At 71.7% G+C, this 25,479-nt stretch carries 22 protein-coding genes and 1 riboswitch; of the genes, 5 read left to right on the forward strand and 17 right to left on the reverse strand.

The window, feature by feature from the left end; translation table 11 throughout:
* Window positions 1-76 precede the first annotated feature (76 nt).
* Both panC and ACFFRH_RS33925 read right to left on the reverse strand, forming a co-directional pair.
* Window positions 77-904: a pantoate--beta-alanine ligase gene (gene panC / locus ACFFRH_RS33920; protein WP_344744063.1), complete on the reverse strand. Its 828-nt coding sequence runs from the start codon at window positions 902-904 to the stop codon at window positions 77-79.
* A 229-nt stretch (window positions 905-1,133) separates the two neighbouring features.
* Complete coding sequence (locus tag ACFFRH_RS33925; RefSeq protein ID WP_344744001.1) at window positions 1,134-2,024, reverse strand: Rossmann-like and DUF2520 domain-containing protein; 891 nt, start codon at window positions 2,022-2,024, stop codon at window positions 1,134-1,136.
* A gap of 331 nt (window positions 2,025-2,355) precedes the next feature.
* Between ACFFRH_RS33925 and ACFFRH_RS33930 the strand changes: the two genes are divergently transcribed.
* Window positions 2,356-3,321: an SAM-dependent methyltransferase gene (locus tag ACFFRH_RS33930; protein ID WP_386161484.1), complete on the forward strand. Its 966-nt coding sequence runs from the start codon at window positions 2,356-2,358 to the stop codon at window positions 3,319-3,321.
* A 221-nt stretch (window positions 3,322-3,542) separates the two neighbouring features.
* Here the strand turns inward: ACFFRH_RS33930 and ACFFRH_RS33935 are convergent, their stop codons facing one another.
* Complete coding sequence (locus tag ACFFRH_RS33935; protein WP_344743999.1) at window positions 3,543-4,742, reverse strand: cytochrome P450; 1,200 nt, start codon at window positions 4,740-4,742, stop codon at window positions 3,543-3,545.
* A gap of 37 nt (window positions 4,743-4,779) precedes the next feature.
* The gene (locus ACFFRH_RS33940; RefSeq protein WP_344743997.1) at window positions 4,780-5,667 is read right to left on the reverse strand and encodes a TerC family protein; all 888 of its coding nucleotides are present in this window, start codon (window positions 5,665-5,667) and stop codon (window positions 4,780-4,782) included.
* A 233-nt stretch (window positions 5,668-5,900) separates the two neighbouring features.
* Window positions 5,901-6,016: riboswitch (SAM riboswitch) on the forward strand.
* Between the two features lie 52 nt (window positions 6,017-6,068).
* On the opposite strand from ACFFRH_RS33940, the gene ACFFRH_RS33945 reads away from it, so the two are divergent.
* Genes ACFFRH_RS33945 through ACFFRH_RS33955 form a run of 3 tightly spaced genes read left to right on the forward strand, consistent with a single transcriptional unit; the run spans window position 6,069 to window position 9,903 of the window.
* The gene (locus ACFFRH_RS33945) at window positions 6,069-7,376 is read left to right on the forward strand and encodes an aminotransferase class V-fold PLP-dependent enzyme (RefSeq protein ID WP_344743996.1); all 1,308 of its coding nucleotides are present in this window, start codon (window positions 6,069-6,071) and stop codon (window positions 7,374-7,376) included.
* A 17-nt stretch (window positions 7,377-7,393) separates the two neighbouring features.
* Window positions 7,394-8,578, forward strand: coding sequence for an NADH-quinone oxidoreductase subunit D (locus tag ACFFRH_RS33950; protein WP_344743995.1), 1,185 nt, complete (start codon window positions 7,394-7,396; stop codon window positions 8,576-8,578).
* A gap of 17 nt (window positions 8,579-8,595) precedes the next feature.
* Window positions 8,596-9,903: an acyltransferase family protein gene (locus ACFFRH_RS33955; RefSeq protein WP_344743994.1), complete on the forward strand. Its 1,308-nt coding sequence runs from the start codon at window positions 8,596-8,598 to the stop codon at window positions 9,901-9,903.
* A 132-nt stretch (window positions 9,904-10,035) separates the two neighbouring features.
* Here the strand turns inward: ACFFRH_RS33955 and ACFFRH_RS33960 are convergent, their stop codons facing one another.
* From ACFFRH_RS33960 to dacB, 11 genes are all read right to left on the reverse strand, one after another.
* Window positions 10,036-10,488, reverse strand: a complete 453-nt coding sequence (locus ACFFRH_RS33960) for a DUF3180 domain-containing protein (RefSeq protein WP_344743993.1) — start codon at window positions 10,486-10,488, stop codon at window positions 10,036-10,038.
* Window positions 10,485-10,982: a 2-amino-4-hydroxy-6-hydroxymethyldihydropteridine diphosphokinase gene (gene folK / locus ACFFRH_RS33965; protein ID WP_344743992.1), complete on the reverse strand. Its 498-nt coding sequence runs from the start codon at window positions 10,980-10,982 to the stop codon at window positions 10,485-10,487. The genes ACFFRH_RS33960 and folK overlap by 4 nt, the downstream gene beginning before the upstream one ends.
* Complete coding sequence (gene folB / locus ACFFRH_RS33970; RefSeq protein ID WP_344744062.1) at window positions 10,979-11,368, reverse strand: dihydroneopterin aldolase; 390 nt, start codon at window positions 11,366-11,368, stop codon at window positions 10,979-10,981. Before folB ends, folK begins: the two co-directional genes overlap by 4 nt.
* Window positions 11,369-11,745: 377 nt before the next feature.
* A complete protein-coding gene (locus ACFFRH_RS33975) occupies window positions 11,746-12,186 on the reverse strand; it encodes a nuclear transport factor 2 family protein (protein ID WP_329087560.1) in 441 nt (146 codons plus the stop codon).
* Entirely contained in the window at window positions 12,183-13,034 is an 852-nt protein-coding gene (folP, locus tag ACFFRH_RS33980) for a dihydropteroate synthase (RefSeq protein WP_386161488.1), read from the reverse strand. Before folP ends, ACFFRH_RS33975 begins: the two co-directional genes overlap by 4 nt.
* A 606-nt stretch (window positions 13,035-13,640) precedes the next feature.
* A complete protein-coding gene (folE, locus tag ACFFRH_RS33985) occupies window positions 13,641-14,231 on the reverse strand; it encodes a GTP cyclohydrolase I FolE (RefSeq protein WP_386161508.1) in 591 nt (196 codons plus the stop codon).
* Complete coding sequence (gene ftsH / locus ACFFRH_RS33990) at window positions 14,228-16,231, reverse strand: ATP-dependent zinc metalloprotease FtsH (RefSeq protein WP_386161490.1); 2,004 nt, start codon at window positions 16,229-16,231, stop codon at window positions 14,228-14,230. The genes folE and ftsH overlap by 4 nt, the downstream gene beginning before the upstream one ends.
* 280 nt (window positions 16,232-16,511) lie before the next feature.
* A complete protein-coding gene (gene hpt / locus ACFFRH_RS33995) occupies window positions 16,512-17,069 on the reverse strand; it encodes a hypoxanthine phosphoribosyltransferase (RefSeq protein WP_386161492.1) in 558 nt (185 codons plus the stop codon).
* A 12-nt stretch (window positions 17,070-17,081) separates the two neighbouring features.
* Window positions 17,082-18,095 carry a tRNA lysidine(34) synthetase TilS gene (tilS, locus tag ACFFRH_RS34000; protein ID WP_386161493.1) on the reverse strand — a complete coding sequence of 338 codons (1,014 nt, stop codon included), beginning with the start codon at window positions 18,093-18,095 and terminating at the stop codon, window positions 17,082-17,084.
* Between the two features lie 248 nt (window positions 18,096-18,343).
* Window positions 18,344-19,438 carry an Rv3626c family coenzyme F420 biosynthesis-associated protein gene (locus tag ACFFRH_RS34005; protein WP_386161495.1) on the reverse strand — a complete coding sequence of 365 codons (1,095 nt, stop codon included), beginning with the start codon at window positions 19,436-19,438 and terminating at the stop codon, window positions 18,344-18,346.
* Window positions 19,439-19,489: 51 nt separating this feature from the next.
* The gene (gene dacB / locus ACFFRH_RS34010; protein ID WP_386161497.1) at window positions 19,490-20,857 is read right to left on the reverse strand and encodes a D-alanyl-D-alanine carboxypeptidase/D-alanyl-D-alanine endopeptidase; all 1,368 of its coding nucleotides are present in this window, start codon (window positions 20,855-20,857) and stop codon (window positions 19,490-19,492) included.
* 121 nt (window positions 20,858-20,978) lie between these two features.
* Between dacB and ACFFRH_RS34015 the strand changes: the two genes are divergently transcribed.
* The gene (locus ACFFRH_RS34015) at window positions 20,979-21,476 is read left to right on the forward strand and encodes an inorganic diphosphatase (protein WP_329087576.1); all 498 of its coding nucleotides are present in this window, start codon (window positions 20,979-20,981) and stop codon (window positions 21,474-21,476) included.
* Between the two features lie 139 nt (window positions 21,477-21,615).
* Here the strand turns inward: ACFFRH_RS34015 and ACFFRH_RS34020 are convergent, their stop codons facing one another.
* Together ACFFRH_RS34020 and ACFFRH_RS34025 are read right to left on the reverse strand one after the other, a co-directional pair.
* Window positions 21,616-22,905 (reverse strand): C40 family peptidase, encoded by a 1,290-nt coding sequence (locus tag ACFFRH_RS34020; protein ID WP_386161499.1) that lies wholly within the window; start codon window positions 22,903-22,905, stop codon window positions 21,616-21,618.
* Window positions 22,906-23,368: 463 nt separating this feature from the next.
* Window positions 23,369-25,408, reverse strand: coding sequence for a hypothetical protein (locus tag ACFFRH_RS34025; protein ID WP_386161501.1), 2,040 nt, complete (start codon window positions 25,406-25,408; stop codon window positions 23,369-23,371).
* Window positions 25,409-25,479 lie beyond the last annotated feature (71 nt).

Here is a 25,479-nt window from a genome sequence, read left to right on the forward strand (position 1 = left end):
CGGCTCACGACTCATGGCTCACGACTCATGGCTCATGGCTCACCGCTCGCCGGGTGGGACCGGCGAGCGTCCGGGGTCAGCCGACGCCGAGCGTGACGTTGTCGATCAGCCTGGTGGATCCCACCCTGGCGGCCACCGCGAGGATCGCCTCACCCGTGTGGTCGTCGCCGACCTCCGTGAAGGTCGCGGGGTCCACCAGGACCAGGTAGTCGAGCGCCAGCGACGGCTCGGCCTCCAGGACGGCGAGCGCGGCCCGGCGGATCTCCGCGGGCGCGTGCCGCCCGGCCCCCGCCGTCAGGGCGCGGGACAGGGCCAGGGCCGTCACCCGGTCCTCCGATGACAGGTAGCGGTTGCGGCTGGACAGCGCCAGGCCGTCCGGCTCGCGGACCGTGGGCCCGCCGACGATCGAGACCGGCAGGTTCAGGTCGGCGACCATCCTGCGGATCACCGCGAGCTGCTGGGCGTCCTTCTGCCCGAACACCGCCACGTCCGGCTGGACCAGGTTGAACAGCTTCAGCACCACGGTCAGCACGCCGTCGAGGTGACCGGGCCTGAACTCCCCCTCGACGACCGAGCCCATCCCGCCCGCGGAGACGCCGACCTGCCTGTCCGGCAGGTACATGTCCTCGGCCGAGGGGGCGAACACCACACTCACCCCCTCGGCCTCGCAGACTTCGAGGTCGGCGTCGAACGTACGGGGATAGCGGGAGAAGTCCTCGGTGGGCCCGAACTGGAGCGGGTTCACGAAGATGCTCACCGCCACGTGAGCGGCTCGCTCACGGGCCAGCCGGATGAGCGAGCGGTGCCCCTCGTGCAGCGCGCCCATGGTCGGCACGAGCGCCAGAGCGCCTCTCCCGGGGGAGGCGCCCGCGCCGATCCCCAGTGCCTCGCGGGCCTTGAGCAGCCCTGCGCGGTCGTCCGCCACGATCACTGGAACCTCCCGGGGGTGCTCCGGCTCCCGGGCCGGAGAGGAATGACGGTCATCGGAATCCGCCGGTTCCCTTCGCCGGGCGGATTCGGCTCACCGGATCAGCTAACCCGATCGGGTCGCCGGGGCGGGCACCGGGTCGGCGCGTGGGCCCCAGCGCCATACGTCGCGCCCCCGGAGCCTGTACGGGCCCTCAGAAGGTCCCTCAGGTCCAGATGTTGCCGCCCAGGGCGTCCAGGAGGCGTTCGGCGGCCTCCGGCTTGAGCAGCCCGGCCGCGAGTGCCCGGTCGGCGGTGAGCCTGGCGAGCGCCACGTAGGCGTCCGCGGCCTCGGGGGCGGCGAGGATCAGCGCGTCCACGTGCCTGCGGACGGTCCCGGCGTCGCCGCGTACCACCGGGCCGGTCAGCCCGGCGATGCCTAGCCTCAGCACGTTCTCCAGGGCCGCGCCGAGCAGCGGGCCGAGCATCCGTCCCGGCTGCTCCACCCCGATCTTCTCCAGCAGCTCCGAGGACTCGGCGATGAGCGTCACCATGTGGTTGGCCGCCTGCGCCAGGGCCGCGTGGTAGAGCGGCCGGTCCTCGTCGGCGATCCAGACCGGCTCGCCCTCCATCTCGATGACGAGGGCCTCGGCCACCGGGCGGAGCTGGTCGGGAGCGGTCACCCCGTACGAGATCCCGGTGAGGCGGCGCAGGTCGTCGTCGCGGCCGGTGAAGGTCATCACGGGATGCAGCGCCAGCGGCAGCGCCCCGGCCTTGATCGCCGGGTTCAGCACGGCCAGGCCGTACGCGCCGCTGGTGTGGGCCACCAGCTTGCCGCGCAGGTCGGCACCGGTCTCGACCAGGCCGGAGACCAGGCCGGGCAGCACGTCGTCGGGGACCGTCAGCAGGACGAGGTCGGCGCCGGCCACCACGTCCTGCGGCCGGGTGGGGACGAGCCCGAGCCGCTCGACCGCCCGCTCCCTGGAGGCGTCGGAGACACCGCTCGCCGCGACCACCCGGTGCCCCGCCCTGACGAGCGCGGCGCCGAGCGCCGAACCGACCCTGCCCGCTCCAACCACTCCGACGGCCAGCCGTGCCGGGCGATCGACTGCGTCCATGACGTCCCGTCCTTCGACCATGTGGGGCTCCGTGCCCGATTGACCAGCGTAACGGGCCATGCCGCCGCACCCACGGCAAGACGCGTGTTCGGCAGCGGTCGGTAGCGGTCGGTAGCGGACCCCCGCAGGCCCGGCCCGGGAGAACCGGGAGCGTACAGGCCCCGCCGGAGAGCCCGCAGGCCCGGCTCACGAGGCGATCCGGGCGGCGACGCGCCGAGGCGGCGTCGACAACGATCAGGCAAACCGGTGACAGAATGTAGTCATGCATTCACTCGAAGCGTCAGCGCGAGTCGATCTCGTTCCCCCGCCGCGGCGGGTAGCGTCTGAGAGCGTGTGGCTCACCTGGCGTGCCGCGATGGAGCATGCGCTCTACGGCGAAAGCGGTTTCTATCTCCGGGAGCGCCCCTCCAGCCATTTCCGGACATCGGTCGGCGCCTCCCCCGTCTTCGCCGAGGCCGTGCTGCGCGAGCTGGCCGCGATCGACGAGGCGCTCGGCGGCCCCGACCCGCTCGACCTGGTCGACATCGGCGCCGGTGGGGGCGAGCTGGCGGCCGGCGTGCTCGCCGCGGCGCCGCCCGCGCTCCGGTCGAGGCTGCGGGTGACCGCGGTCGACCTGGCGCCCCGGCCGGCGGCGCTGCCCGGGGAGATCGTCTGGGCGAGGGCCGCGCCTGACGGGATCCACGGGCTGGTGATCGCCAACGAGTGGCTCGACAACGTCCCGGTCGACATCGCCGAGCAGACGGCCGACGGGCCCCGGCTGGTCATGGTCAACGTCACCGACGGTGAGGAGCGTCTCGGCGGCAGGCCCTCCGAGGCGGACCTCGCCTGGCTGGACCGATGGTGGCCGATGCGGGCCGTCGGGGAGCGGGCCGAGATCGGCAGGCCGCGCGACAGGGCCTGGGCGTCGGTGATCGTACGGCTGGCGCGCGGCCGGGCGGTCGCGATCGACTACTCCCACGCCCTGGACGACCGGCCGCCGTACGGCACGCTGGCCGGCTACCGCGACGGGTCGATGGTCGCGCCCGTGCCCGACGGCTCGTGCGACATCACCGCCCACGTGGCGCTCGACGCCTGCGCGGCCGCCGGTGAGAGCGCCGGGGCCGTCACGACGGCGCTGACCACGCAGCGGGAGGCGTTGCTCGCCCTCGGGGTCACCGGGGGCCGCCCGGCGATCGAGCAGGCCGCAAGTGACCCTCGCGGCTACCTGCAGGCCCTCGCGAGGGCCTCGGAGGAGGCGGAGCTCATCGCCCCGGGCGGCCTCGGCGGGTTCGGCTGGCTGTCGCAGAGCCGTCCCTGACCCGCCGGGCCGATGCCGTTCCGGCGGGGTCCGCGGGGCGGGCGTGGCTCCGCGTCCACGGGATGGGCGTGGCGCCGCCCGGCCATGGACGCCGTCACGCACGGCCGGACGGGGCACCGCCCGGCCTGTGTGACGGCACCCATGTCACCCGCGCCGGACCGGCTCTCAGAACCCACCTGGAGGGGCCGGTTCTCGGACTCCCACCCGCGCCGGGCCGGCTCTCAGACCCGCACCTGGAGTGCCTGCAGACCGCGGATGACGTAGCCCGGTCCCCAGCTGGGCTCGGCGGCGAGTTCCATCTTCGGCGCCCTGCGCAGCAGGGCACCGAAGGACTCGATCAGCTCGACCCTCGCCAGCGGGGCCCCCAGGCAGAAGTGGATCCCGGCACCGAAGGAGATGTGCGGGTTGTCGGCCCGGCCCACGTCCAGGCGGGCGGGGTCGGCGAAGACCTCGGGGTCGCGGTTGGCCGAGCCGAACAGCAGCGCCACCTCGGTGCCGCGCGGGATGTCGATCCCGCCCACCGAGACGTCCTCCAGCACCCAGCGCTCAAACATCTGCAGCGGGGTGTCCCAGCGCATCAGCTCCTCGACCGCGGTGGGCAGCAGGGAGTGGTCGGCGCGGAGCCGATCCAGCTCGGCCGGGTTGCGGAACAGCGACCACCAGCCGTTGCCCGTGACGTTGACGGTGGCCTCGTGCCCGGCGTTGAGCAGCAGCACGCAGGTGCCGACCAGCTCCTCCTCGGTGAGCCTGTCCCCCTCGTCGGCCACCAGGGCGAGCGCGCTGATCAGGTCGTCGCCGGGATCGGCCCTGCGGGCGCGGGCCAGCTCGACGAGGTAGGCGGAGAACTCCTCGGCCGCCCGTACGGCCGTGTGCTGGGCCTCGACCGACGGCTGGAGCTCGTACATGCCGCAGATGTCGGCCGACCAGGGCCGCAGCAGGTGCCGGTCGCCCTCGGGGACGCCGAGCATCTCGGCGATCACGGTGACCGGGAGCGGCTCGGCGACCTCGGCGATCAGGTCTCCGCCGCCGCGCTCGACGAAGGCGTCCACCAGCTCCCCGGCCATCCGGGCGACCTTGGGGCGGAGCGCCTCGACCATGCGGGGGGTGAACGCCTTCGACACCAGCCGCCGGAGCCTGGTGTGCACCGGCGGCTCGACGTCGAGCATCCCGGCCCTGATCACCCGCCAGAACGGATCCTGGAAGTCGGGGTCGTCCGGCCTGCCGAACTCCTGGTGCGAGGCCACGTGCAGGTAGGAGCGGCCGAGCCTGCGGTCCCGCAGCAGCGCGTTGACGTCGGCGTGCCTGGCCACCAGCCACTGGCCGGTCGGCTCGAAGAAGCTGACCGGCCGCTCCCGCCTCAGCTCGTCGTAGACGTCGTAGGGGTGGGCGACGAATTCCGGATTCCAGGGATCAAAGCGCACGTAGGCATCGTAATCCCCGGTCCCGGCGATCCCCGGTTCAGGATCCGGCCCGCTCGTCCGGCCTCCCCCCCTCGGCCGGCTCGTCCGCCCGGCCCGCCGGAGCCGCCTGGCCCACCTGGACCCCCGGGGTCCCCGGGGTTCTCCGGGGCTCCGGGCCGGTCTCGCCCTCGCCCTCGTCCTCACTCTCGTAGCGGGAACGCAGCTCGACCGGCTTCCGCCTGCTCGCCTTGCCGCGCATCCGGATGTTCAGCAGCTCCACCAGCAGCGAGAACGCCATCGCGAAGTAGATGTAGCCCTTGGAGATGTGCTGCTCGAACCCCTCGGCGATGAGCACGACGCCGATCAGCACCAGGAAGGACAGGGCGAGCATCTTGATGCTCGGGTGCCGCTCCACGAAGCGGCTGATCGGCCCGGAGGCGATCAGCATCACGATGACCGAGACGATGACGGCCGCGATCATGACGCCCAGCTCGTCGACCATGCCGACCGCGGTGATCACCGAGTCGAGCGAGAAGACGACGTCGAGGATCATGATCTGGATGATCACCGAGGTGAAGGACGAGGCCACCCTGCCCTCGGAGTGGCCGGAGTCGCCCTCCAGGCTGCCGTGCATCTCGTGGACGCTCTTGCCCAGCAGGAACAGGCCGCCGAGTATCAGGATCAGGTCGCGCCCCGATATCCCCTGCCCGAAGACCTCGAACATCGGTTCCGTGAGCCTCACCACCCACGACAGCGCCAGCAGCAGCAGGAGGCGGCTGAGCAGGGCGACGGCGATGCCGAGCTTGCGGGCCTTGTCGCGCTGCTCGGGCGGAAGCTTGCCCACCAGGATCGAGATGAAGATGATGTTGTCGATTCCCAGGACGATCTCCAGGGCGACAAGGGTGAAGAACCCTATCCATATCTCCGGATTGGTCACCCAGTCCATTGCTTACTCCTTCGTCGGTCGGCGCATGAACACACCGTCGGCCAACTGCCCGAACGCTTCTTCGGCTGACTGCCAGGACGACCGGGAGGCGCCCGGAGTTCCTTCCGCGCCATCACGCTTCGCTGTCAAAATTCGCCGGGCGCCTCCGAGGCGCTCGCTCCGGCTCCGATATCGGGTTGATCACGTTTCGGACTTGCGGGGCACCGCGGGGTGTCGGTTATAGTTCCCCCGTAGGTCATGAGTGCCAGTGACAAGCCCCGGCTCGCTGGCCGGCAACCCTCGCGTCCGCGGCGGGGTGCCCCGGGTGAGGACCTGGTCCGGCACGAGGTGTGCCGGGCAAGCGCGGGCTCCAGGCACCTGTGTCATGGGTTGGGGTCCGATGACCTCCAAGGAGCCCTGGCATGTCCACCCTGACGATCTTCACCGCCCCCGAGAGCCCCGCCCCCGCCGTGGTGAGCGTTCCCGAGACCCGCGCGTCCGGTGGCCGCCCGATCCCGGCCGTGCTCGGCTCGGACCTGGAGGTCCCGGTCAGGGGCGGCAGGCTCGTCCGCTACGCCAACCTCGACTACGCCGCGAGCGCCCCCTGTCTGGAGCCGGTGAGCGCCGCCGTCGCCGCCGCGCTCCCGGCCTACTCCAGCGTCCACCGCGGCGCCGGATACGCGTCCCAGCTGACCACGGCCCGCTACGAGCAGGCCAGGCACACGGTCCGCGCCTTCGTCGGCGCCCGTCCCGACGACTCGGTGATCTTCACCCGCAACACCACGGACGCGACCAACCTGCTCGCCCGCAGCCTGCCCGAGGGCACCACCGCCGTGGTCTTCGAGACCGAGCACCACGCCTCGCTGCTGCCCTGGGACCGGGTCGTGCGGCTCGCGGCCCCCGCCTTCCCCGGCGAGGCCGTCCGCGCCGCCGACGACGCCCTCGCCTCGATCGACGGCCCCAAGCTGCTGGTCGTGACCGCCGCCTCCAACGTCACCGGGGAGCTCTGGCCGATCGCCGCGCTGGCCCACATCGCCCACCGCCACGGGGCCCGCGTCCTCGTCGACGCCGCGCAGCTCGTCCCGCACCGCCGCCTCAACCTGACGGCGCTCGACCTGGACTACGTGGTCTTCTCCGGCCACAAGCTCTACGCGCCGTTCGGCACCGGGGCGCTGATCGGCCGTTCCGACTGGCTCGCCGAGGCCGAGCCGTACCTGCGGGGCGGCGGCGCGGTGAGGGCCGTGGACGACGACGCCACCGAGTGGCACGACGACCCCGAGGCCCGGCACGAGGCCGGAACCCCGAACGTGCTGGGCGCCGTCGCGCTCGCCGCGGCCTGCGACGCCCTCACCGCCACCGGCTGGACCCCGCTGGTCCGCGAGGAGGAGCGCCTCCTCGGGCGCCTGCGCGCGGGCCTCGCCTCCGTGCCCGGCGTGCACGAGCTGTCCCTGTGGGGCCCGGACCACCCGCGCGTCGGCATCGTCTCCTTCGTGGTGGACGGCTTCACCGCCCGCGAGGTCGCCGAGGCCCTGTCCGGCGACTACGGCATCGGCGTCCGCGACGGCAAGTTCTGCGCCCACCCCTTCGTACGGCACCTGCTGGGCGCCAAGGACGGCGGCTGCGACGACGTCACCGCCTCAGCCGTCCGCGCCTCCATCGGCATCGGTACGACCTCCGAGCACGTCGACCGGCTGATCGACGCCCTGCGGGATCTTGCCTCGCGCGGCTGACGTGACAGCATGGCCCTATGACTGAAGGCGCGCCCCGCGAGCTGAGCGTGGGAATGGGGGCGGGAGCCGAGGCCGTGCGGGGGGCGCACGGCAAGGAGCTCGCGACCGAGGACATGATCCTCAACATCGGCCCGCAGCACCCGTCCACGCACGGTGTGCTGCGGCTGCGCCTCACCCTGGACGGCGAGCGGATCAGCTCGGCCGAGCCGGTCGTGGGCTACATGCACCGGGGCGCGGAGAAGCTCTTCGAGGTGCGCGACTACCGGCAGATCATCGTGCTGGCCAACCGGCACGACTGGCTGTCGGCGTTCGCCAACGAGCTGGGCGTCGTGCTCGCGGTGGAGCGGATGCTCGGCATGGAGGTGCCGGTCAGGGCGGTCTGGACGCGCACGCTGATGGCCGAGCTCAACCGGGTGCTCAGCCACCTGATGTTCCTCGGCTCCTACCCGCTGGAGCTGGGCGCGATCACCCCGGTCTTCTACGCGTTCCGGGAGCGCGAGACCCTCCAGGCCGTGATGGAGGAGATCTCCGGCGGGCGCATGCACTACATGTTCAACCGGGTCGGCGGCCTCAAGGAGGAGATCCCCGAGGGGTGGACGGGCCGGGTCGCCCAGGCCGTGGCCGACGTGCGGCGGCGGCTGCCCGACATCGAGAACCTGATCGTCGGGAACGAGATCTTCCTCGCCCGTACGCGCGGGGTGGGCGTCCTCGACCGCGAGACGGTGATGCAGTACGGCGTGAGCGGCCCCATCGCCCGCGCCTCAGGCGTCGACGTCGACCTGCGCAGGGACGAGCCGTACCTCGCCTACGGCGAGCTGCCGGTGAAGGTCGTCACCCGGTCGGCCGGAGACTGCCACGCCCGCTTCGAGGTGCTGCTGGAGCAGGTGAAGGTCTCCCTCGACCTCGCGGACGCCTGCGTGGAAAGGCTCCTCGACCTGCCTCCGGGGCCGGTCAACCAGCGTCTGCCCAAGGTGCTGAAGGTTCCCGAGGGCCACACCTACGCCTGGACGGAGAGCCCGCTCGGCCTGAACGGCTACTACCTGGTCTCGCGCGGGGAGAAGACGCCGTGGCGGATGAAGCTCCGCTCGGCCTCCTTCAACAACGTCCAGGTGCTGCGCGAGATGCTTCCCGGCCACCTCGTCGCGGACATGGTGGCCATCCTGGGCTCGATGTTCTTCGTCGTCGGCGACATCGACAAGTAAGGCACGGTTGGAACCGCATGATCGAACCCGGTGAGGACCAGGAGAGGGCGACTCCCGCGGCCCCTTCGGCACCCCCCACGCCCTCCGCCCTCGTCTCCCCCTCCGTCCCCATCTCCCCCTCCGTCCCCATCTCCCCCTCCGTCCCCCTCGCCACTCCCGTCCCGGGGGCCGCCGAGACCCCTTGCGCCGGAACCACCGCGGCCCCGGATCCCGGGTCGTCCGGAGCTTCCGGGGTCGCGGACGGGCCGCGGCGGGACCGGTACGTCGACTGGCTGCGCGCGTTCAGCCTGATCGTCGTGGTCGTCTGGCACTGGGCGTTCACGATCCTGCAGTGGGGCCCCGACGGCCCCTCGCCGACGAGCCCGCTGGGCTTCACCTCCGGGCTGTGGATCCTGACGTGGTTGCTTCAGGTGCTGCCGCTCTTCTTCTACGTGGGCGGATACGTCCACCTGCTGTCGTGGAACCGGGCCTGCGAGCGCGGGGTCGGCATCGGCACCTTCGTGTCGCGGCGCATCCGGGGCCTCGCGATCCCCGCGCTGGCGCTGACCGCGACCTGGATCGTGTTCGGCGTGCTCGTGGCGTGGGCGTTCGGGATCGAGTGGATGGACCGCGTGGTCCTGCTCGTCATCAGCCCGCTCTGGTTCATCGGCGTCTACCTCGTGCTGATCGCCCTGCTCCCGATCTCGCTCTGGCTGCACCGGCACTACGACGTGCTGGCCCTGATCTGGCTGGCGGGGGCGGCGCTCGTCGTCGACGTGCTGCGGCTGCGCTACGGGTACGAGGCCGTGGGCTGGCTCAACATGATCATCGTCTGGGGACTGGCCCACCAGGCCGGTTTCTTCTACGACAGGGTGGTGGCGCTTCCCCGCCGCTTCGACGTCGCCATCCTGTGGACCGGGCTGTTCGCCCTCTTCGGCCTGGTCTACTCGGGCATCTACCCGGGTTCGATGGTGGGCGTTCCCGGCGACAAGCTCTCCAACATGGCGCCGCCCACCTTCGTCATCGTGGCGCTCCTGATCTTCCAGATCGGCCTGGTGGAGGTGCTGAGGCCGTCCATGGAACGCCTGCTCGAACGTCCCAGGTGGCAGCGCGTGAACGAGACGGTGAACCGGTTCGCGCTCCCGCTGTTCCTGTTCCACACGACCGGGATGGCGATCTGGGTGGCGCTGACCTGGTGGGTGGCGGGCGGCGGGCCCGGCGAGGGGGTGCGGCCGGACCTGTTCTGGTGGCTGGAGCGCCCCCTGGCCGTCGCCGGGGCGCTGGTCTGCACGCTCCCGGTCATCATGCTCTTCGGACGCAAGTGGACGACGAGGCGGCGGGGCTAGCGCGACATCCCGACGGCGGACGGCGGGACCTCGGCGACAGACGGCGAGGCGGGCCCACCGCCGGATGGGCTGGGCCGGGGCGGGGGCGACGCCGGGCGGACCGGGGCGGGGCCGACCGCCGGGCGCGGCACCTCAGCGATCGTCGTCCGAGGAGTCCCTGGGCACCTTGCAGCAGTGCTCCAGGTACAGGGCCGAGCAGATCAGCAGCACGCACACCAGCAGCGATCCTCCGGTGATGAAGAAGTCGCGGCGCGGGACCTCCTGCTCCAGCAGCTCCACCGTGTAGAGGGTGAACCCGGCGAAGCCCCCGCCGAAGATCGCCCCGCCGTACGCCGAGGCCTTGGCCAGGGCGGCCAGACGGGCCACGGCGAGGGGCTCGACGGGCTTGGTGTCGGGCTTGCGCTCGATCCTGGCCTTCGTCATCCACCCGCTGTAGAACTCGCCGATCGCCAGCAGCAGCACCGTCGGGATCGCCGTCCACGGCACGGTCGGCAGATCCGAGTAGAGCGGCTTGAGAAGCCCCCAGGTGAGGATCGCGAACACGAGAAAGATCCCGATGAGCACACCGGGACGGGTTGGCTTCACACGGGCCTCTGGAGGGTCAGGTCGGGGCGCGGCCGTACGTAGCCCTGGTCGAGACCGGCCAGCAGGTCGGCCACCCGGCGCCCGGAGAGGACGGCGCCGGGGTCGGCCCGCACCCAGGGGACCAGCACGAACGCGCGCTCGTGCGCCCTGGGGTGCGGCAGGGTGAGGTCGGGGTCGTCCATCACGGCGTCCCCCACGGTGATCAGGTCGATGTCCAGGGTGCGCGCTCCCCAGCGCTCCACCCGGACTCTGCCGAAGGCGTTCTCCACACCTTGAGCACGATCGAGGAGCGCCCGAGGTTCCAGCGCGCTCTCGGCGATCACCACCGCGTTGAGGTAGGCGCCCTGTTCCGGGCCGCCGACCGGGTCGGTCTCGTAGACCGGCGACACCGCGACGAACGTGAGGTCCGGCTTCTCGAAGAGGGCGTCGAGCGCGCCCCGCAGGGTGTCGAACCGGTCGCCCAGATTGCTGCCGAGCGCCAGGACCACCCTCATGCCCGGCCCCGGGTGATCGTCACGATCACGTCGTCGAACGGCAGCGGGATCGGCGCGGCGGGCTTGTGCACGCTCACCTCCGCCACCTGGACGAGCTCGCGGGCCAGGCAGACGTCGGCCAGCCGCTGGGCGAGGGTCTCGATCAGGTCGACCGGCTCGCCTCCCACGACCCCCGCCAGGTCCTCGGCGAGCTCGCCGTAGTGGACGGTCCTGGTGAGGTCGTCACCGGCCGCCGCCGGTGCCGTGTCGAGGAACAGGGTGACGTCGACGACGAACTCCTGGCCGAGCTCCCGCTCGGCCGCCAGCACGCCGTGCCGCCCGTGCACCCGCAGCCCCTTCAGGCTGATCCGGTCGGTGGCGGTCCTGACGAACCCGCCCGGTGGCAGGCCGTACGCCACCTCCCTGGCCGGGCCCAGAGCCAGGTCGTCCAGCAGGTCCGGCAACCGGCCGCCCGCCGGGCCCCCGACCGGCTCGTCGGCCGGATCTCCGATCAGGTCGCTGACGCCGTCGTCGATCCGCAGGGGCGTCTCGTCACGGCCCCCGGATGCGTCACTGAATCCGGGGCCGTCACCGGTCTTGGAGCCGTCACCGGCCCTGAGTCCGTCACCGGCCCTGAGTCCGTCACCGGCCGGCCTCGCGCCCTCCGCGGAGTCGCCGCGCCCGCCGGGCCGCTCGTCCACCACGAAATCGCCGTTGCCGGCGGGCCGCCTCCCGGCCACCGGGTGACCGCCACCCCCGCCGGACCGTTCACCGGTGCGCTCGCTCACGCGGTTTCCTCTTCCTCGTCCTCGTCGTCTCCCTGCAGCACGGGTGAGCCGTGGTGCAGCCAGAGCCGCCACCCCGCCGACGTCCGCACGAAGGTGTTGCTCGCGACCACCTTGCCCGCCGCGAAGCTGGAATCACCTTCGTCGCCCGCCGTGAGGATGTTCTCCTCACAGGTGAGGATGGCGACGTCGCCCAGGACCATGACGCGGACGTCGGTCAGCACGAACTGGATGTAGGGCGTGTTGGCCATGATGAGCGCCCAGGAGCGCAGCACCTCCTGCCGGCCGTTCACGATCGGCCAGCCGGGGTGGACGCAGCTCACCTGCTCGCCCTCGATGTCCTCGGCCCAGATCTCGGTCATCCGGTCGAGGTCGGCGTCCTCGATGGCGGTGTAGAACGCCTGGTTGACCGTCTCGACGGCGGTGGTGTCGACGCTCATGATCTCGCTCCCTGAACTGCGGCAGCCACACGGACGGCGTCCGCGTTCGGACGGACGTCGTGCACGCGCACGCACCAGGCCCCCGCCTGCGCGGCGAGCGCGGTCACGGCGAGCGTGGCATCGTCACTACGACTGAAAGGGCGCGGCACGCCCTCCGGGTCGGCCAGGAGGCGACCCAGGAAGCGTTTCCGCGAGGCTCCGACGAGCAGCGGGTAACCCAGCTCTCCGAGCCTGTCGATGCCCGCGATCAGCGCCCAGTTGTGCTCGGGGTTCTTGGAAAAGCCCAGCCCCGGGTCGAGCACGATCTGCTCCTCCGCCACCCCCTCGGCCAGCACGGAGGCGACCCGTTTGGCGAGCTCCTCGCGCACCTCGGTCACCACGTCGCCGTACACGGCCCTGCGCTCCATGGCGTGGCTGTGCCCCCGCCAGTGCATCACCACGTACGGCACGCCCGAGGCGGCCACGACCCTCGGCATCGCCGGGTCGGCCAGCCCTCCGCTGACGTCGTTGACCAGTTTCGCCCCGGCCTCCACGGCCATCTGGGCGACCTCGGCCCGCATGGTGTCGACGCTGACGGTGACGCCCTCGCGGCTCAGCTCCCGGATGACCGGCTCGACCCTGGCCAGCTCCTCCTCCAGGGGCACCCGCGCGGCGCCGGGCCTGGTGGACTCGCCGCCCACGTCGACGATGTCGGCGCCCTGCTCCACCAGCTCCAGGCCGTGACGCACGGCCACCGCCGGGTCGAACCACCTGCCGCCGTCGGAGAAGGAGTCGGGAGTCACGTTGACCACGCCCATCACGAGGCACCGGCCCGCGTCCGGCAGCCCGGGCACACTCCACGTAGTCATGGCGACAAGCCTAGGCGTTGCGCACCGTACGCCCGTCTCGTGGGTCCGGCTTGCGCCATAACGAATCCGCACACCCGTCACAGGGCGGACGGCCCTCGGTCGGCGTCCCGCCCGGGACGTCTGGCTGGCATGCGTTCTCCTCCACTCGGAGTCGGCTGCTCCACGGGATCACTCGGAGCCGGCGGCCCCGCGGGACCCACGGGCGTGGCCGTCTCGATCCGGGAGCCGGAGAGGACCGATCGGGGCGCCCGGCCCTGCCGGGTATGGCGGTATCAGCGCCGGGTGTGGCGATATTAGCCCGGCCAAGGTCGGCTTGGGGAACTTTCCCCGCCCCACAGCCCTTCCCGGCCACCGGCCTTTCCCGGCCACCGGCAAGAGCCGACCCGATCGCCGGTCCGGTCACCTGTCCGGCCACGGACCCGGCCCCCGGTCACGGCCCGGTCATCACCCGGTCACGGCCCTCCGCTCCCCTGACAACGCGAGAACCCCGCTCGGGTCGCCGATCGGCGGTCCGGGCGGGGTCTTGTTCGTACGGGCTCTCGAAAGCACGCGGGAAGGCGCTCCTGCGGATCCGGCGAATCAGGGGATTCAGGGGATCCACAGGACTCAGCGGATGATGAGGGCCATCGCCTCGGCGCGGGTCTTGTCGCTGTTGCGGAAGTCCCCGCGCACGGCCGAGGTGATCGTCTTGGCACCCGGCTTGCGGACCCCCCGCATGGTCATGCAGAGGTGCTCGCACTCGATCACCACGATGACCCCCCGCGGCTCCAGCACGCTCATGAGCGCGTCGGCGATCTGGGAGGTCATCCTCTCCTGCACCTGGGGGCGCCTGGCGTACACGTCGACGAGGCGGGCGAGCTTGGACAGGCCGGTGACCTGCCCCTTCGCGTTCGGGATGTAGCCGACGTGGGCGACGCCGTGGAACGGCACGAGGTGGTGCTCGCAGGTCGAGTAGACCTCGATGTCGCGGACGAGCACCATCTCGTCGTGGTCGACGTCGAAGACCGTGGTCAGGACGTCCTCCGGGGTCTGCCCCAGCCCGGCGAACTGCTCCGCGTAGGCGCGGGCGACGCGGGCGGGGGTGTCGCGGAGGCCGTCGCGGTCGGGATCCTCGCCGATGGCGATGAGGATCTCCCGAACGGCACTTTCCAGCCGGGCCGCGTCGACCTGGAGCGGCTTGGCACCCCCCACGCTCAGTTCACGTCCTTGGGCGAGGCGTCGGGGTGACCCGTCCCCGCCGGAAGGGCGCCGTTGCCACCGGCCTCGCCCGTGGGGAGCGCGCCGTTGCCGGACTGCTCCTTGCGGGACAGGATCGGCGGGCGGTTGGAGGGCAGCCGCTTGCCGTAGCCGGAGTAGGAGGGCCTCTTCTCCTTGACGACGACCGGGGCGAAGATCTGCAGCACCTGGTCGCGGGAGAGGGTCTCCTTCTCCATCAGCTCCAGCACCAGGTTGTCGAGCACGTCGCGGTACTCGACGAGGATCTCCCAGGCCTGGTCGTGGCCGGACTCGATGAGGCGGCGGACCTCCTCGTCGATCGTTGAGGCGATCTTCTCGGAGTAGTCGCGCTCGTGGCCCATCTCACGGCCGAGGAAGACCTCGCCGTTGCCGCTGCCGAACTTGCGGGCGCCGAGCTGCTCGCTCATGCCGTACTCGGTGACCATGCGGCGGGCGATGGAGGTGGCCTTCTCGATGTCGTTGGAGGCACCGGTGGTGGGCTCGTGGAAGACGAGCTCCTCCGCCGTACGGCCACCGAGGAGCATCGCGAGCTGGTCCAGCATCTCCGAGCGGGTCGCGAGGAACTTGTCCTCCATCGGCAGCGTCATCGTGTAACCGAGGGCGCGTCCGCGGGACAGGATCGTGATCTTGTGGACCGGGTCGGAGTTGGGCAGCGCGTGCGCGACCAGGGCGTGCCCGCCCTCGTGGTACGCGATGATCTTCTTTTCCTGGTCCGACATGACGCGGGACTTGCGCTCGGGACCGGCCATCACGCGGTCGATGGACTCTTCGAGCAGCTCCATCGTGATCAGCTTCTGGTCGGCCCGCGCGGTGAGCAGCGCGGCCTCGTTGATCACGTTGGCCAGGTCGGCACCGGTGAAACCGGGCGTCCGGCGGGCGATGATGTCGAGGTCGACGCCCTCGGCGAAGGGCTTGCCGCGGCCGTGCACCTTGAGGATGCCCTTGCGGCCCTCGAGGTCCGGGCGGTCGACGGTGACCTGGCGGTCGAAACGACCGGGACGCAGCAGCGCCGGGTCGAGGATGTCGGGCCGGTTGGTCGCGGCGATCAGGATCACGCCGCCCTTGACGTCGAAGCCGTCCATCTCGACGAGGAGCTGGTTCAGCGTCTGCTCGCGCTCGTCGTGGCCGCCGCCGAGACCGGCGCCGCGGTGGCGGCCCACCGCGTCGATCTCGTCGATGAAGATGATCGCCGGAGCGTTCGCCTTGGCCTGCTCGAACAGGTCGCGGACCCGGGAGGCGCCGACACCGACGAACATCTCCACGAAGTCGGAACCGGAGATGGAGTAGAACGGCACCCCGGCCTCACCGGCGACGGCCCTGGCGAGCAGGGTCTTGCCGGTTCCGGGCGGGCCGTAGAGCAGGACGCCCTTGGGGATCTTGGCGCCGATCGCCTGGAACTTCGCCGGGGCCTGCAGGAACTCCTTGATCTCCTGGAGCTCCTCGATGGCCTCGTCGGCACCCGCGACGTCGGCGAAAGTGGTCTTCGGGGTGTCCTTGGTGATGAGCTTCGCCTTCGACTTGCCGAAGTTCATCACCCGGGAGCCGCCGCCCTGCATCTGGTTCATGATGAACAGGAAGAACAGCACGATGAGAACGATCGGCAGGAAGCTCACCAGGAGCCCGAGGAGGAAGTTCTCCTTGGGCACGTCGACGTTGTATCCGCCGGGCAGCTTGTTGGCCGCCTTGGCCGTCTGGAGCCTGTCGGCGAGCTGCACGCCCTGGCCCGTCACCCACGAGGAGTAGTAGCGCTTCTTGTCGGTCAGAGTGACCTCGATGCGCTGGTCCTTGTCGATGATCTTGGCGTTGGAGACCTTGCCCTCGTCGATCCAGCTGATGATCTGGGAGGTGTCGCGCCTCTCGAAGTTGCCCTCACCGCCCCACATCGTGGTGACGAGAAGAAGCAGAACGACGATGCCCAGGATCCACAGCAGTGGCCCACGTGTAAATCGCTTGAGATCCATCCGATGCGGAACCCCGGCGGGCCCGTCCCTTCCTGACCAGAGCCTGGCAACCCCGGGCGAACCCGGGGTTCGCGGTATCCCTAACCGCTCCAACTGACTACCCAGAGACGGCGGGAGGCCACCTCTTCGGTTGTCCGAAGGTACACCGGCGTGGCGCGCGGGGTCACCGCGCGGACAGACCGGCTTTGCCCTACCAACGTACGTCAGGTAGGTCCGTGTTCCCCGCCGCTATGGGCAATGTCGCGTTTGTGAAGGGCTCACTTCGCGCAGGGCGTACTTTTCAGCCCGCTCCGTATACGTGGGGGGCGAGAGTTCCGATGAAGGGAAGATTGCGGTAGCGCTCGGCGTAGTCGAGGCCGTAACCGATCACGAACTCGTTGGGGATGTCGAAACCGATGTACTTCACGTCGATCGGCACCTTGATCGCGTCCGGTTTGCGCAGCGCGGCGCAGATCTCCACCGAGGCCGGGTTGCGCGACTTCAGGTTGTGGACCAGCCACGACAGGGTCAGGCCGGAGTCGATGATGTCCTCGACGACGAGCACGTGGCGTCCGGCGATGTCGGTGTCGAGGTCCTTGAGCACGCGCACGACGCCCGACGACCTGGTGCCCGCCCCATAGGAGGAGACGGCCATCCAGTCCATCTGCACGGGCAGGCGCAGTGCCCTCGCCAGGTCCGCCATCACCATGACCGCGCCCTTGAGCACGCCCACGATCAGCAGGTCCTCGCCCGCGTAGTCCTCGTCGATCCGGCTCGCGAGCTCCTTGATCTTGGCCTGGAGCTCTTCCTCGGGAATGAGGACCTTCGAGAGGTCCCTGCCCATATCGGCTGCGTCCACCTGGGATTTTCCTTACGAAACGGGGCTGGCTGGCTGTCTGGCGAGTATCAGGGTGTCATACCGCCGGACCGCGCCCACCCCCCCGGGCACCTCTACGCGCCGCTGCCCCCGCCACGCCGTGACCAGACGGTCGACCTGCAGGACGTGCGAGGCCGCGAGCGTGCCCGGCGGCGACCCCGCGTCGATCGCCGCCCTCCGCAGCACCCTCCGCCGCACGGCGGCCGGAAGCCCCTCCAGGTCCCGTACGGCCACCGTCACCGTGCTGATATCGCTAAGAGCGCAATCCCGTACGGCGACGCGGGCGTAGACCTCCCCGGCCCAGGCGTCCAGCGCGTCGGCGTCGTCGCGGCACAGGGACGCGGTCCTGGCGAGCGCCTCGGCGACGCCGGGGCCGAGCTCGTCCTCCAGGGCGGGCAGCAGCCGCTCGCGGACCCGGACCCGGGTGTACCGGGGGTCGAGGTTGTGCGGGTCGTCCCACGGGGTCAGGCCGAGCGCCGCACAGGCCGCCACGGTCGTCGCGCGTCCGAGCTCCAGCAGCGGCCGCCGGTAGATTCCGGCCCGCGCGGGCATCCCGGCCAGCGACCGGGGGCCGCTCCCCCTGGCCAGCCCGAGCAGCACGGTCTCCGCCTGGTCGTCCCTGGTGTGCCCGAGCAGCACGGCCGCCGCCCCGAGACGCTCCGCCGCCCCGGACAGGGCCGCGTACCTGGCCTGTCTCGCCGCCGCCTCCGGCCCTCCCGAGGTGCCGACGGAGACGGGCAGCGCCTCGGCGAGGTCGAGCCCCAGGCCGGGCGCGAGCCGCACGACGTCGCCCGCGCGGTCGCCCGACCCCTCCTGCAGGCCGTGGTCGACGCTGAGCAGACCGGCGCGGAGCCCGGCGCGGGGCGCCGTGAAGCCCAGCGCGGCGGCCAGGGCCAGGGAGTCGGCGCCGCCGCTGCACGCGGCGAGCACGAGGGCGCCCGGCTCCAGGTCACCCAGTGCGAGCCGTACGGCGCGCCGTACGTCGGCGACGGCGGGATGCGGACCCATGCCCGCCATTGTCCGGCCTCGGAGGGGATGGTGGCACGACCACCCCGTTCGCGGCCGGTGAGGCCGGCGAAGTCGGCGAGGTCAGCCGGATCGGCTGGAGCCGCGGGGCGGCCGGATCGGCTGGAGCGACGGAGCGGCGGGAGCGGTGCGGTCAGCGGGCCCGGCGGGGACGACGCGATCAGCACGATCGGCGCGGTCGACACGATCGGCCGGGCGGCCCGACCTATCGGGTCGCCCGGCCGGACCGGTCAGCCGATGGTGCCGTTGGCCTCGGGAATGGCCGGGGTGTCGATCACCCTGGCGATCCAGCGCTCCGGCTTGGCGATCTCCACCTGGGTGGGGAGCGTCTCCGGCGAGGTCCAGACCTTGTTGAAACCGTCGACGCCCACCTGCCCCACGACCGTGCGGACGAAGGCCGAGCCCTCGGCGTACTGCTTCATCTTGAGGTCGAGGCCGAGCAGCCTGCGGATCGTGCGGTCGACACGGGAACCGCCCTCGCGGCGGTGGTGGAACTTGGCGCGGATGTCGGCGACCGAGGGGACCACCGAGGGGCCGACGGCGTCCATGACGTGGTCGCCGTGCCCCTCGACCAGGGTCATCACCGCGGTGAGCCGGTCGAGGATCACCTTCTGCTCGGGCGTCTGGATCGCGTCGATCAGGTTGCCCTCGCCACCCCTGACCACGTCGGTGAACGTTCCGGCGGCCGAGCGGAGCCGCTCCAGCAGCGCGGGCAGGTCGATGTCGGAGGCGAGCAGGAAGTCGGTCGTCTGCGTCCTGACGTACTCGCGCAGCCAGGGGACGCCGGTGAACTGCACCCGGTGGGTCTCCTCGTGCAGGCAGACCCAGAGGCGGAAGTCACGCGGGTTGACGTTGAGTTCCTGCTCGGCGTGGACGATGTTGGGGGCGACCAGGGTGAGGCGTCCCGTGGGCGCCTGGCCGGTCGGGTCGGGCGGCAGGAACAGCTCGTACTGCCCGAGGACGCGGGAGGCGAGGAAGGCCAGCACCGCACCCACCTCGACGCCGGTGACACGCGAGCCCACCGCGCTCACGATCGCCGGTGCCTGGCTCCCGCGGGCGGACATCCGCTCGATGAGCGGCTCCAGCACCACCCGGAACCCGTCGAGGTTGGCCCTGATCCAGCCGGGCCTGTCGACGATGGTCGCGGTTTGCGGCGCGGTCTCGGTGTCGATTCGGGTGAACTCGCGAACGTGCCCCTCGGCCTCTCGCGAGAGCCGCCGTAAATCGGCGACGGCCTGCCGGGCCTCCTCTCGGCTGACTTGCGGCCCGGGGCGCACCAGGCGCGTTCCGGTCGCTACGGCAAGATCCCAATCGATCACCTGCATACCGTCCACCGTACGTGCTCTCCCCCCGACTCGCGCACCCGCGACCTGTGATCAACTCGCGGCGACCGCGGCGGCGAGCCTGTCGAGGGCCGCCTCCGCCTTGCCCCAGCCCGGCGGGACCTTGTCCGCCATGAAGGCGAAGGTCACCAGGCGTCCGCCCCGCGTGGTGGTCATGCCCGCCAGGGTGTTGACCCCGTCGAGGGTGCCCGTCTTGGCGCGGATCAGCCCGTAGGCGGAGTGGATCTTGCCGAACCTGTGCCCGAGGGTGCCGCTGAAACCGGCGACCGGCATGCCGCTGATGATCGGGTGCAGGCCGGGGTTGGCCGGGGAGGCCGCCGTCGAGACCAGGCGGGCGAGCGCCTCGGGGGCGATGCGGTTCTTCGGCGACAGCCCGCTGCCGTCGAACACCCGCACCCCCTTCGCCGCGCCGAGCCTGGTCAGCACCTTGCCGACGGCCGCGGCTCCGCCGTCGAAGGAGGCGGGCTCCCCCTCCTTGATCGCCACGTGCCTGGCCAGCGCCTCCGACAGGTCGTTGTCGCTGAGCGTGAGGGCCCGCTCGACCAGGGCGTACACGGGCGCGGAGTCGACCCGGGCGAGCTCCTGCGCACCGGCCGGGGCCTTGGACCGCCTGGCGGACTTGGAGACCGTGACGCCGTACTTCGACAGCAGCGACACGAACGCGGCGTGCGTCGCGCGGGAGGGGTCGGAGACCCGCTGGTCACTTCCCCGCGAGGCCCTGCCCTCGTCGATCATGAGCGCCGTGACCGGGGCGACGCTGCCCTCGGGGACGTAACCGGGCTTCCAGGTGGCGGCGGTGCGCGGCCCGGTGTAGAGGAAGTCGTCGTAGGCCACCGTCACCTTGGACACCCCGGCCGCCTTGAGCGCCCTGGCGGTACGCGAGGCGAGGGTGGCGAGCGAGGCGGGCCGGGGGTAGACCGGGCTCCCCGCCGTCCTGGGGCTCGCGAGGGTGGGGTCGCCGCCGCCGACGAGGATGATCGAGCCGGGCGAGGACCCCCGCACCACGCGGGTGCTCAGCCTCGCGTCGGGTCCCAGCGAGGCCATCGAGGCGACCGCGGTGACGACCTTGGTGGTGGAGGCGGGGGTGATGCCCGTGGCCGGGCCGCTGCCGAACAGCAGGGCGCCCGTCTCCGCGTCGAGCACCGCGGCGCCGACACTTCTCCCCAGGGCGGGGTCACCCAACGCCTCGGTCAGCCGCTCCGCCAAAGTACCCTTGGCGGGGAGAGGGCCGTTCCCCCCCGCGGCCAGCACCGGACCCGCGGTGATGACCGGGACGGGGGGCGGCTCGGCCGACGCGACGATCGTCTCGGGCTCACCCTCGACCAGCACATCGCTGGTGAGCAGGTGTGCCCCGGCCGCGCCGACGAAGATCTGCAGCAGGACGAGAGTGACCAAGGCCACCCACCGCTCACGCCGCATTTCGTCGTCGTCCTCTCATCATCGGTATCCAAAAGACATAAATCGCCTACGAGACATTAACGCCCAACCGGGGGTGCCCGGGGGTCTGAGTGGAGGAACCGCGGTGGAGTTCGACGTTCTCGTTGAGATTCCCAAGGGGCAACGGAACAAGTACGAGGTGGACCACGAGTCAGGCCGCATCAGGCTCGACCGCATGCTCTTCACCTCCACGCAGTACCCCGCCGACTACGGCTTCATCGAAGACACGCTCGGCGAGGACGGTGATCCACTCGACGCCCTGGTGCTGCTCCAGGAGCCGACCTTCCCCGGCTGTCTGATCAAGTGCCGGGCGGTCGGCATGTTCCGCATGACCGACGAGAAGGGCGGCGACGACAAGGTCCTGTGCGTCCCCGCCACCGACCCCCGGATGGAACACATCCGCGACATCCACCACGTGCCGGAGTTCGACCGTCTGGAGATCCAGCACTTCTTCGAGGTCTACAAGGATCTGGAGCCCGGTAAGTCGGTCGAGGGCGCCAACTGGGTCGGCAGGGTGGAGGCCGAAGAGGAGATCGTCCGTTCCATCAAGCGCGCCAAGGACGAGGTCCACGGAAAGCACTGATTCGTGACCGGTTCATTACCCGCTCTTTGACCGGCCGCCCCTTGGCCGGCCATCTTCCGGACGATCGTTCTTCGGCAGGTTGTCTGACCGGTCGTTCGCTGGGCGGTCGTTCTTCGGCAGGTCGTTCTCTGACCGGTCATCACGCGGGACGGGTCGCGCCGACGAGGTCGCTGCGCCACATCGGCGCGACCCTGATCACGTCCCCCGTCTGCGGGGCGTGCACCATCAGCCCCCGGCCGATGTAGATCCCCACATGGTGGATGTCGCCGGGGTTCTGGGTGATCTGCCCGTAGAAGAGCAGGTCGCCCCGCTGAAGCTCGCTGAGCCGCACGTGCGGGCCCGCGGTCCACTGGGTGCCGGTCCAGTGGTCCATGACGACCCCGACCCGTTCCCAGGCCCGCATGGTCAGCCCCGAGCAGTCGTAGGCCGCCGGTCCGGCGGCCGCCCACACGTACGGCTTGTCGAGCTGGGTGAGCGCCCAGTCGGCGGCGATGTCGCCCCTGGCGGAACCGGCCGTCATGTCGACCGCCCAGCGCGACGCGGGCTCTCCCGAGGCCACCGCCGTCCGCGCTGCCTCGCGGCGCGCCGCGGCCGCCTGGTATCGAGCGCGCTCTGCGTTCTCCCTGGCGATCCTGGCCTGCTCCAGGGCCGCCTCGCGCTTCCTGGCGAGCAGGTCGGCGGCGCCCCGGGCCTCTTCGGCCAGCTTCTCCAGCCGGGCCTGCTCCTCCTCGATCCGCCGGGTCTCGTCGACCTGCCTGGCGACGGCCTCCTCGGCCGCGAGCTTCGCCTCCTCGGCCCTCGCCTGCGCCTCCCGCTGCACGGCGTAGGCGTCGTCGGCCTGTGCCTGGAGGATGGCGAAGACCTCCTGGGCCTCCCGTAGCTGCTTGAGCGTCTCCGCCTGCCCTCCGCCCATGTGGGCCAGGATGCTGGCCCTGCGCAGGTAACCGTCGTCGGTGGGGCCGCCGCTGTCGGTCATCATGGCCATCATGGGCTGGGCGATGTCCAGCCCGCCGTAGTTCTGGACGGTGATCGCGGCCACCGCCTCCCGTGCCTCCCCGACCTCGGAGCCCGCCGTCCTGGCCCGCTCGGCCGCCTGCTCGGCGAGCTTCTTGACGCGAGCCGTCTTGACCAGCTCCCCGTTGTACGACTCGACGAGCCGCTCCGCCTGGGCGACCAGCTCCTGCAACCTGGCCTGCGCCTCGGCGACCAGGACCGTGGTCGAGCCGAGCCTCTCACCGCGCTCGCGGGCCAGCGCCCGCGCGTCGGCGACCTCGTCGGCCGACGGTCCCGACACGCCGCCCGGCGCGGCGTCGCCGGCCGGTCCCGGCCGGCCGGGAACAGCGCCGGCGGGGAGCCCCGGCCCGGCGATCAGGCAACAGGCGAGGCCCGCCACCGCGGCGGCATGACGGCGCCGTCTGACTGAATGCATGCGTCTCCCCCCGGAGTCACCTTGAACACCGCGTGTCGCGGTCTCACCACGTGTCGCGGTCTCACCGCACGACGCGGCGCGTCGCCGCGTGCCAGGCGGCGGCCTACCTCAACATTCCCGTCAGTCACTCTCCGCACACATGCCACTCACACACCGTGGTCAACGCCCGTCACAATACCCCCGTCGGCAGGGTCCTCGGTCCCCGTATCCCACACCTGGTCGCCCGCGCGAGGAGTGCGCGACGGTTTTCTCCCCGGACGTCCGTACGGCCCGCCCGGCGGAGGTCAGGGGCGGGCCGCGAGCAGGGGCCGGAGAAAGCAGGACCGAAGAGCGGGAAAGGTGAGAGTCCGGGGAAAGGGGAGGCGAGGACTGTCCAGGGAAAGCGAGGGCTGTGTCCGGGGGAAGGGGGCTGTGTCCGGAGGAAAGGGAAGCGGTGGCGAACCGGTGAAGCCGGTCAGATCCGTCAGGCCGGTGTGGCAGCCGACCCGGAGGGGGCGGGAGGCTCCGGCCGCGAGGGCGGTGTGACGGGATTCGTACCGGTGGGATCCGACGGGGAACCTCCCGAGGGTCGCTCCTGACCTACCGAAGACGGCCCCTGACCTGAATCACCCGAGGACCGCCCCTGGCCCGCGCCGTCCGAGGACCGCCCCCGGCTCGTTCCGCCCGGGGACCGCCCGGGACCCGGACTGTCGGAAGCCCGACCGGGACCCGAGTTGTCCGGGGTCCGTCCGGGACCCGAGCTGTCGGAAGCCCGTCCGGGGCCCGAACCGCCCGGGGTCCGTCCGGGACCCGAGCGGTTCGGGATCCGTGCCGGGCCCTGGTCATCCCGGCTCGCCCCGTGACCCGCCTCGTCCGGGGTCCGCCTCGGTCCGGCGGGGGCCGGCCGGGAATCGTCGGGGACCTGCCGTGGACCGGACCTCGGGTGGCCGGGGTTCGCCCGCGGGCGTCGCGGATCGGCGTACGGCGGCCGGGGGTTCGCCCGCGGGGCCCCGGGATCCGCGCGAGGGGGCCGGGGGCTTCCCTCAGGCGGATCCGCCTGAGGGGAGCCCTGATCCGCCTGCGGGGGCACCGGATCCGCCGGCCGGTGGGTGAGCCCGCAGCGACGGGAGGAGTGTCCGTGGTGGTCACGGGACGGATGAGACCTGTACGGCGCGCCGACCCCGGAAGACCCCGGCGGCACGGGCGGCACCGGTGACGCGGGCGGGGACGGCTGGGCCGGGCTCTCCGCCGGAGCGGCCGGCCGGTCGGCCGACTCCTCACCCGAAGATCCTTCACGGGCGGGATCGGCCGGTCCGTCGCCGGACGATCCGTCACCCGGTCGCCGGGGCGAGTCTTCTGTCAGGGGACCGGTCGGGCCCGGTGTTCCCGCCCGCTCGTCCCCGAAGGCGGGTCCGGTGGCACTGACCGGCGCCGTCATCCCGAGCGAACCGACCCGCTCGACGGCCACCCCCTCCCCGACGGACTCCAGCGGCGCGGACGCGCCTCCCCGCCGGAACTCCCCGGGTGTCCGGGTGTCCGGAGGGTCCGCCACCACCGGGAACGTGCCCGAGGCGACGCCGGGACCCGCGTCTCCCGGGTCGGCCACGGTCTGGGTGAGGAACAGGGCCAGCGCCGCCGCCGCGGCGACCGCGGCGGCCGCACCGGCCAGCGCGTAGGGCCGACGGCGTCCGCCGCGCCTCCTGCCGACGGGGAACCCGGCATCGTCGAGAGGACCGGCCAGGTGGGCGACGTCGCGCCGGTAGGGGACCCGCTCGGGGTCGGTGAAGTAGCTCATCACCCACGCGCGCAGCGTGGGCGGGAGCGTGACCAGGGGGAGCAGGTCGAAGACCTTGGCCGCGGAGACCTGCCTGACCCGGTGCGGGGCGCAGGTGTCGCAGCGGTTCACGTGGCGGATGACCCGCTCGCGCACCTCCGGCGTGAGTTCGCCGGTGAACCCGGTGAGCATCCGGGCCCGGCTCGCGCAGTCGTACGGCCCCTTGCGGACGAGGACCTCCGCGGTGACGACGTCACGCAGGCGCTCCCTCGCCGACTCGTACAGCGCGCCGGCGACCTTGGGGGTGACGCCCAGGACCGCGGCGAGGTCGATGGGCCCGAAGCCGTGGCGGCAGCTCAGGTCGAGAACCTCACGGTCTTCGGGCGACAGGCTCCGGGTGGCGTTCCACGCCATCACCCGCAGGTCCGCGTCGCCCCCTGCGGTGACCACCGGGACGGGAACCGCCGGGGCGGGGACCAGCGGGTCGGGCCCCTCGGCGAGATGACGCCGTACGCACTCCCCCCGAGCGAGTGCGTACAGCCACGCCTCCAGCCGACGGGAGTCGGCGAGCGCGTGAACATGGGCCTCGGCGACGATGAAGGTGCCGAGGAGCGCCGACTCCGCGGCCTCGGAGGTGGCGAGCATTGAACGGCAGTATCGGTAGACGCTTTCCGCGTATGAGTCGTAGAGATCGGCGAGGGCTCTGGGATTCCTCGCGCACAACGCCGCGACCAGGACACTGTCAGTCATGCAATCGAAGGTAAACGCTGGGTAACCGGAAATTCCAGCGATTCGGGGGCGGTGGCTCCGATTGTCTTCAT

Source organism: Streptosporangium vulgare (assembly GCF_042428775.1).
Classification (GTDB): Bacteria; Actinomycetota; Actinomycetes; order Streptosporangiales; family Streptosporangiaceae; genus Streptosporangium; species Streptosporangium vulgare.

Bases quoted from the DNA above. Each gene is read 5' to 3' on its own strand.
- folK (WP_344743992.1), bottom strand. From the start codon at position 10,982: ATGAGGGTGGTCCTGGCGCTCGGCAGCAATCTGGGCGACCGGTTCGAC.
- ACFFRH_RS33945 (WP_344743996.1), top strand. From the start codon at position 6,069: ATGTCCACCCTGACGATCTTCACCGCCCCCGAGAGCCCCGCCCCCGCC.
- ACFFRH_RS33925 (WP_344744001.1), bottom strand. From the start codon at position 2,024: ATGGACGCAGTCGATCGCCCGGCACGGCTGGCCGTCGGAGTGGTTGGA.
- ACFFRH_RS34025 (WP_386161501.1), bottom strand. From the start codon at position 25,408: ATGACTGACAGTGTCCTGGTCGCGGCGTTGTGCGCGAGGAATCCCAGA.
- tilS (WP_386161493.1), bottom strand. From the start codon at position 18,095: ATGGGTCCGCATCCCGCCGTCGCCGACGTACGGCGCGCCGTACGGCTC.
- ftsH (WP_386161490.1), bottom strand. From the start codon at position 16,231: ATGGATCTCAAGCGATTTACACGTGGGCCACTGCTGTGGATCCTGGGC.
- ACFFRH_RS33975 (WP_329087560.1), bottom strand. From the start codon at position 12,186: ATGAGCGTCGACACCACCGCCGTCGAGACGGTCAACCAGGCGTTCTAC.
- ACFFRH_RS34020 (WP_386161499.1), bottom strand. From the start codon at position 22,905: ATGCATTCAGTCAGACGGCGCCGTCATGCCGCCGCGGTGGCGGGCCTC.
- ACFFRH_RS33950 (WP_344743995.1), top strand. From the start codon at position 7,394: ATGACTGAAGGCGCGCCCCGCGAGCTGAGCGTGGGAATGGGGGCGGGA.
- ACFFRH_RS33940 (WP_344743997.1), bottom strand. From the start codon at position 5,667: ATGGACTGGGTGACCAATCCGGAGATATGGATAGGGTTCTTCACCCTT.
- folP (WP_386161488.1), bottom strand. From the start codon at position 13,034: ATGACTACGTGGAGTGTGCCCGGGCTGCCGGACGCGGGCCGGTGCCTC.
- ACFFRH_RS34005 (WP_386161495.1), bottom strand. From the start codon at position 19,438: ATGCAGGTGATCGATTGGGATCTTGCCGTAGCGACCGGAACGCGCCTG.
- ACFFRH_RS33955 (WP_344743994.1), top strand. From the start codon at position 8,596: ATGATCGAACCCGGTGAGGACCAGGAGAGGGCGACTCCCGCGGCCCCT.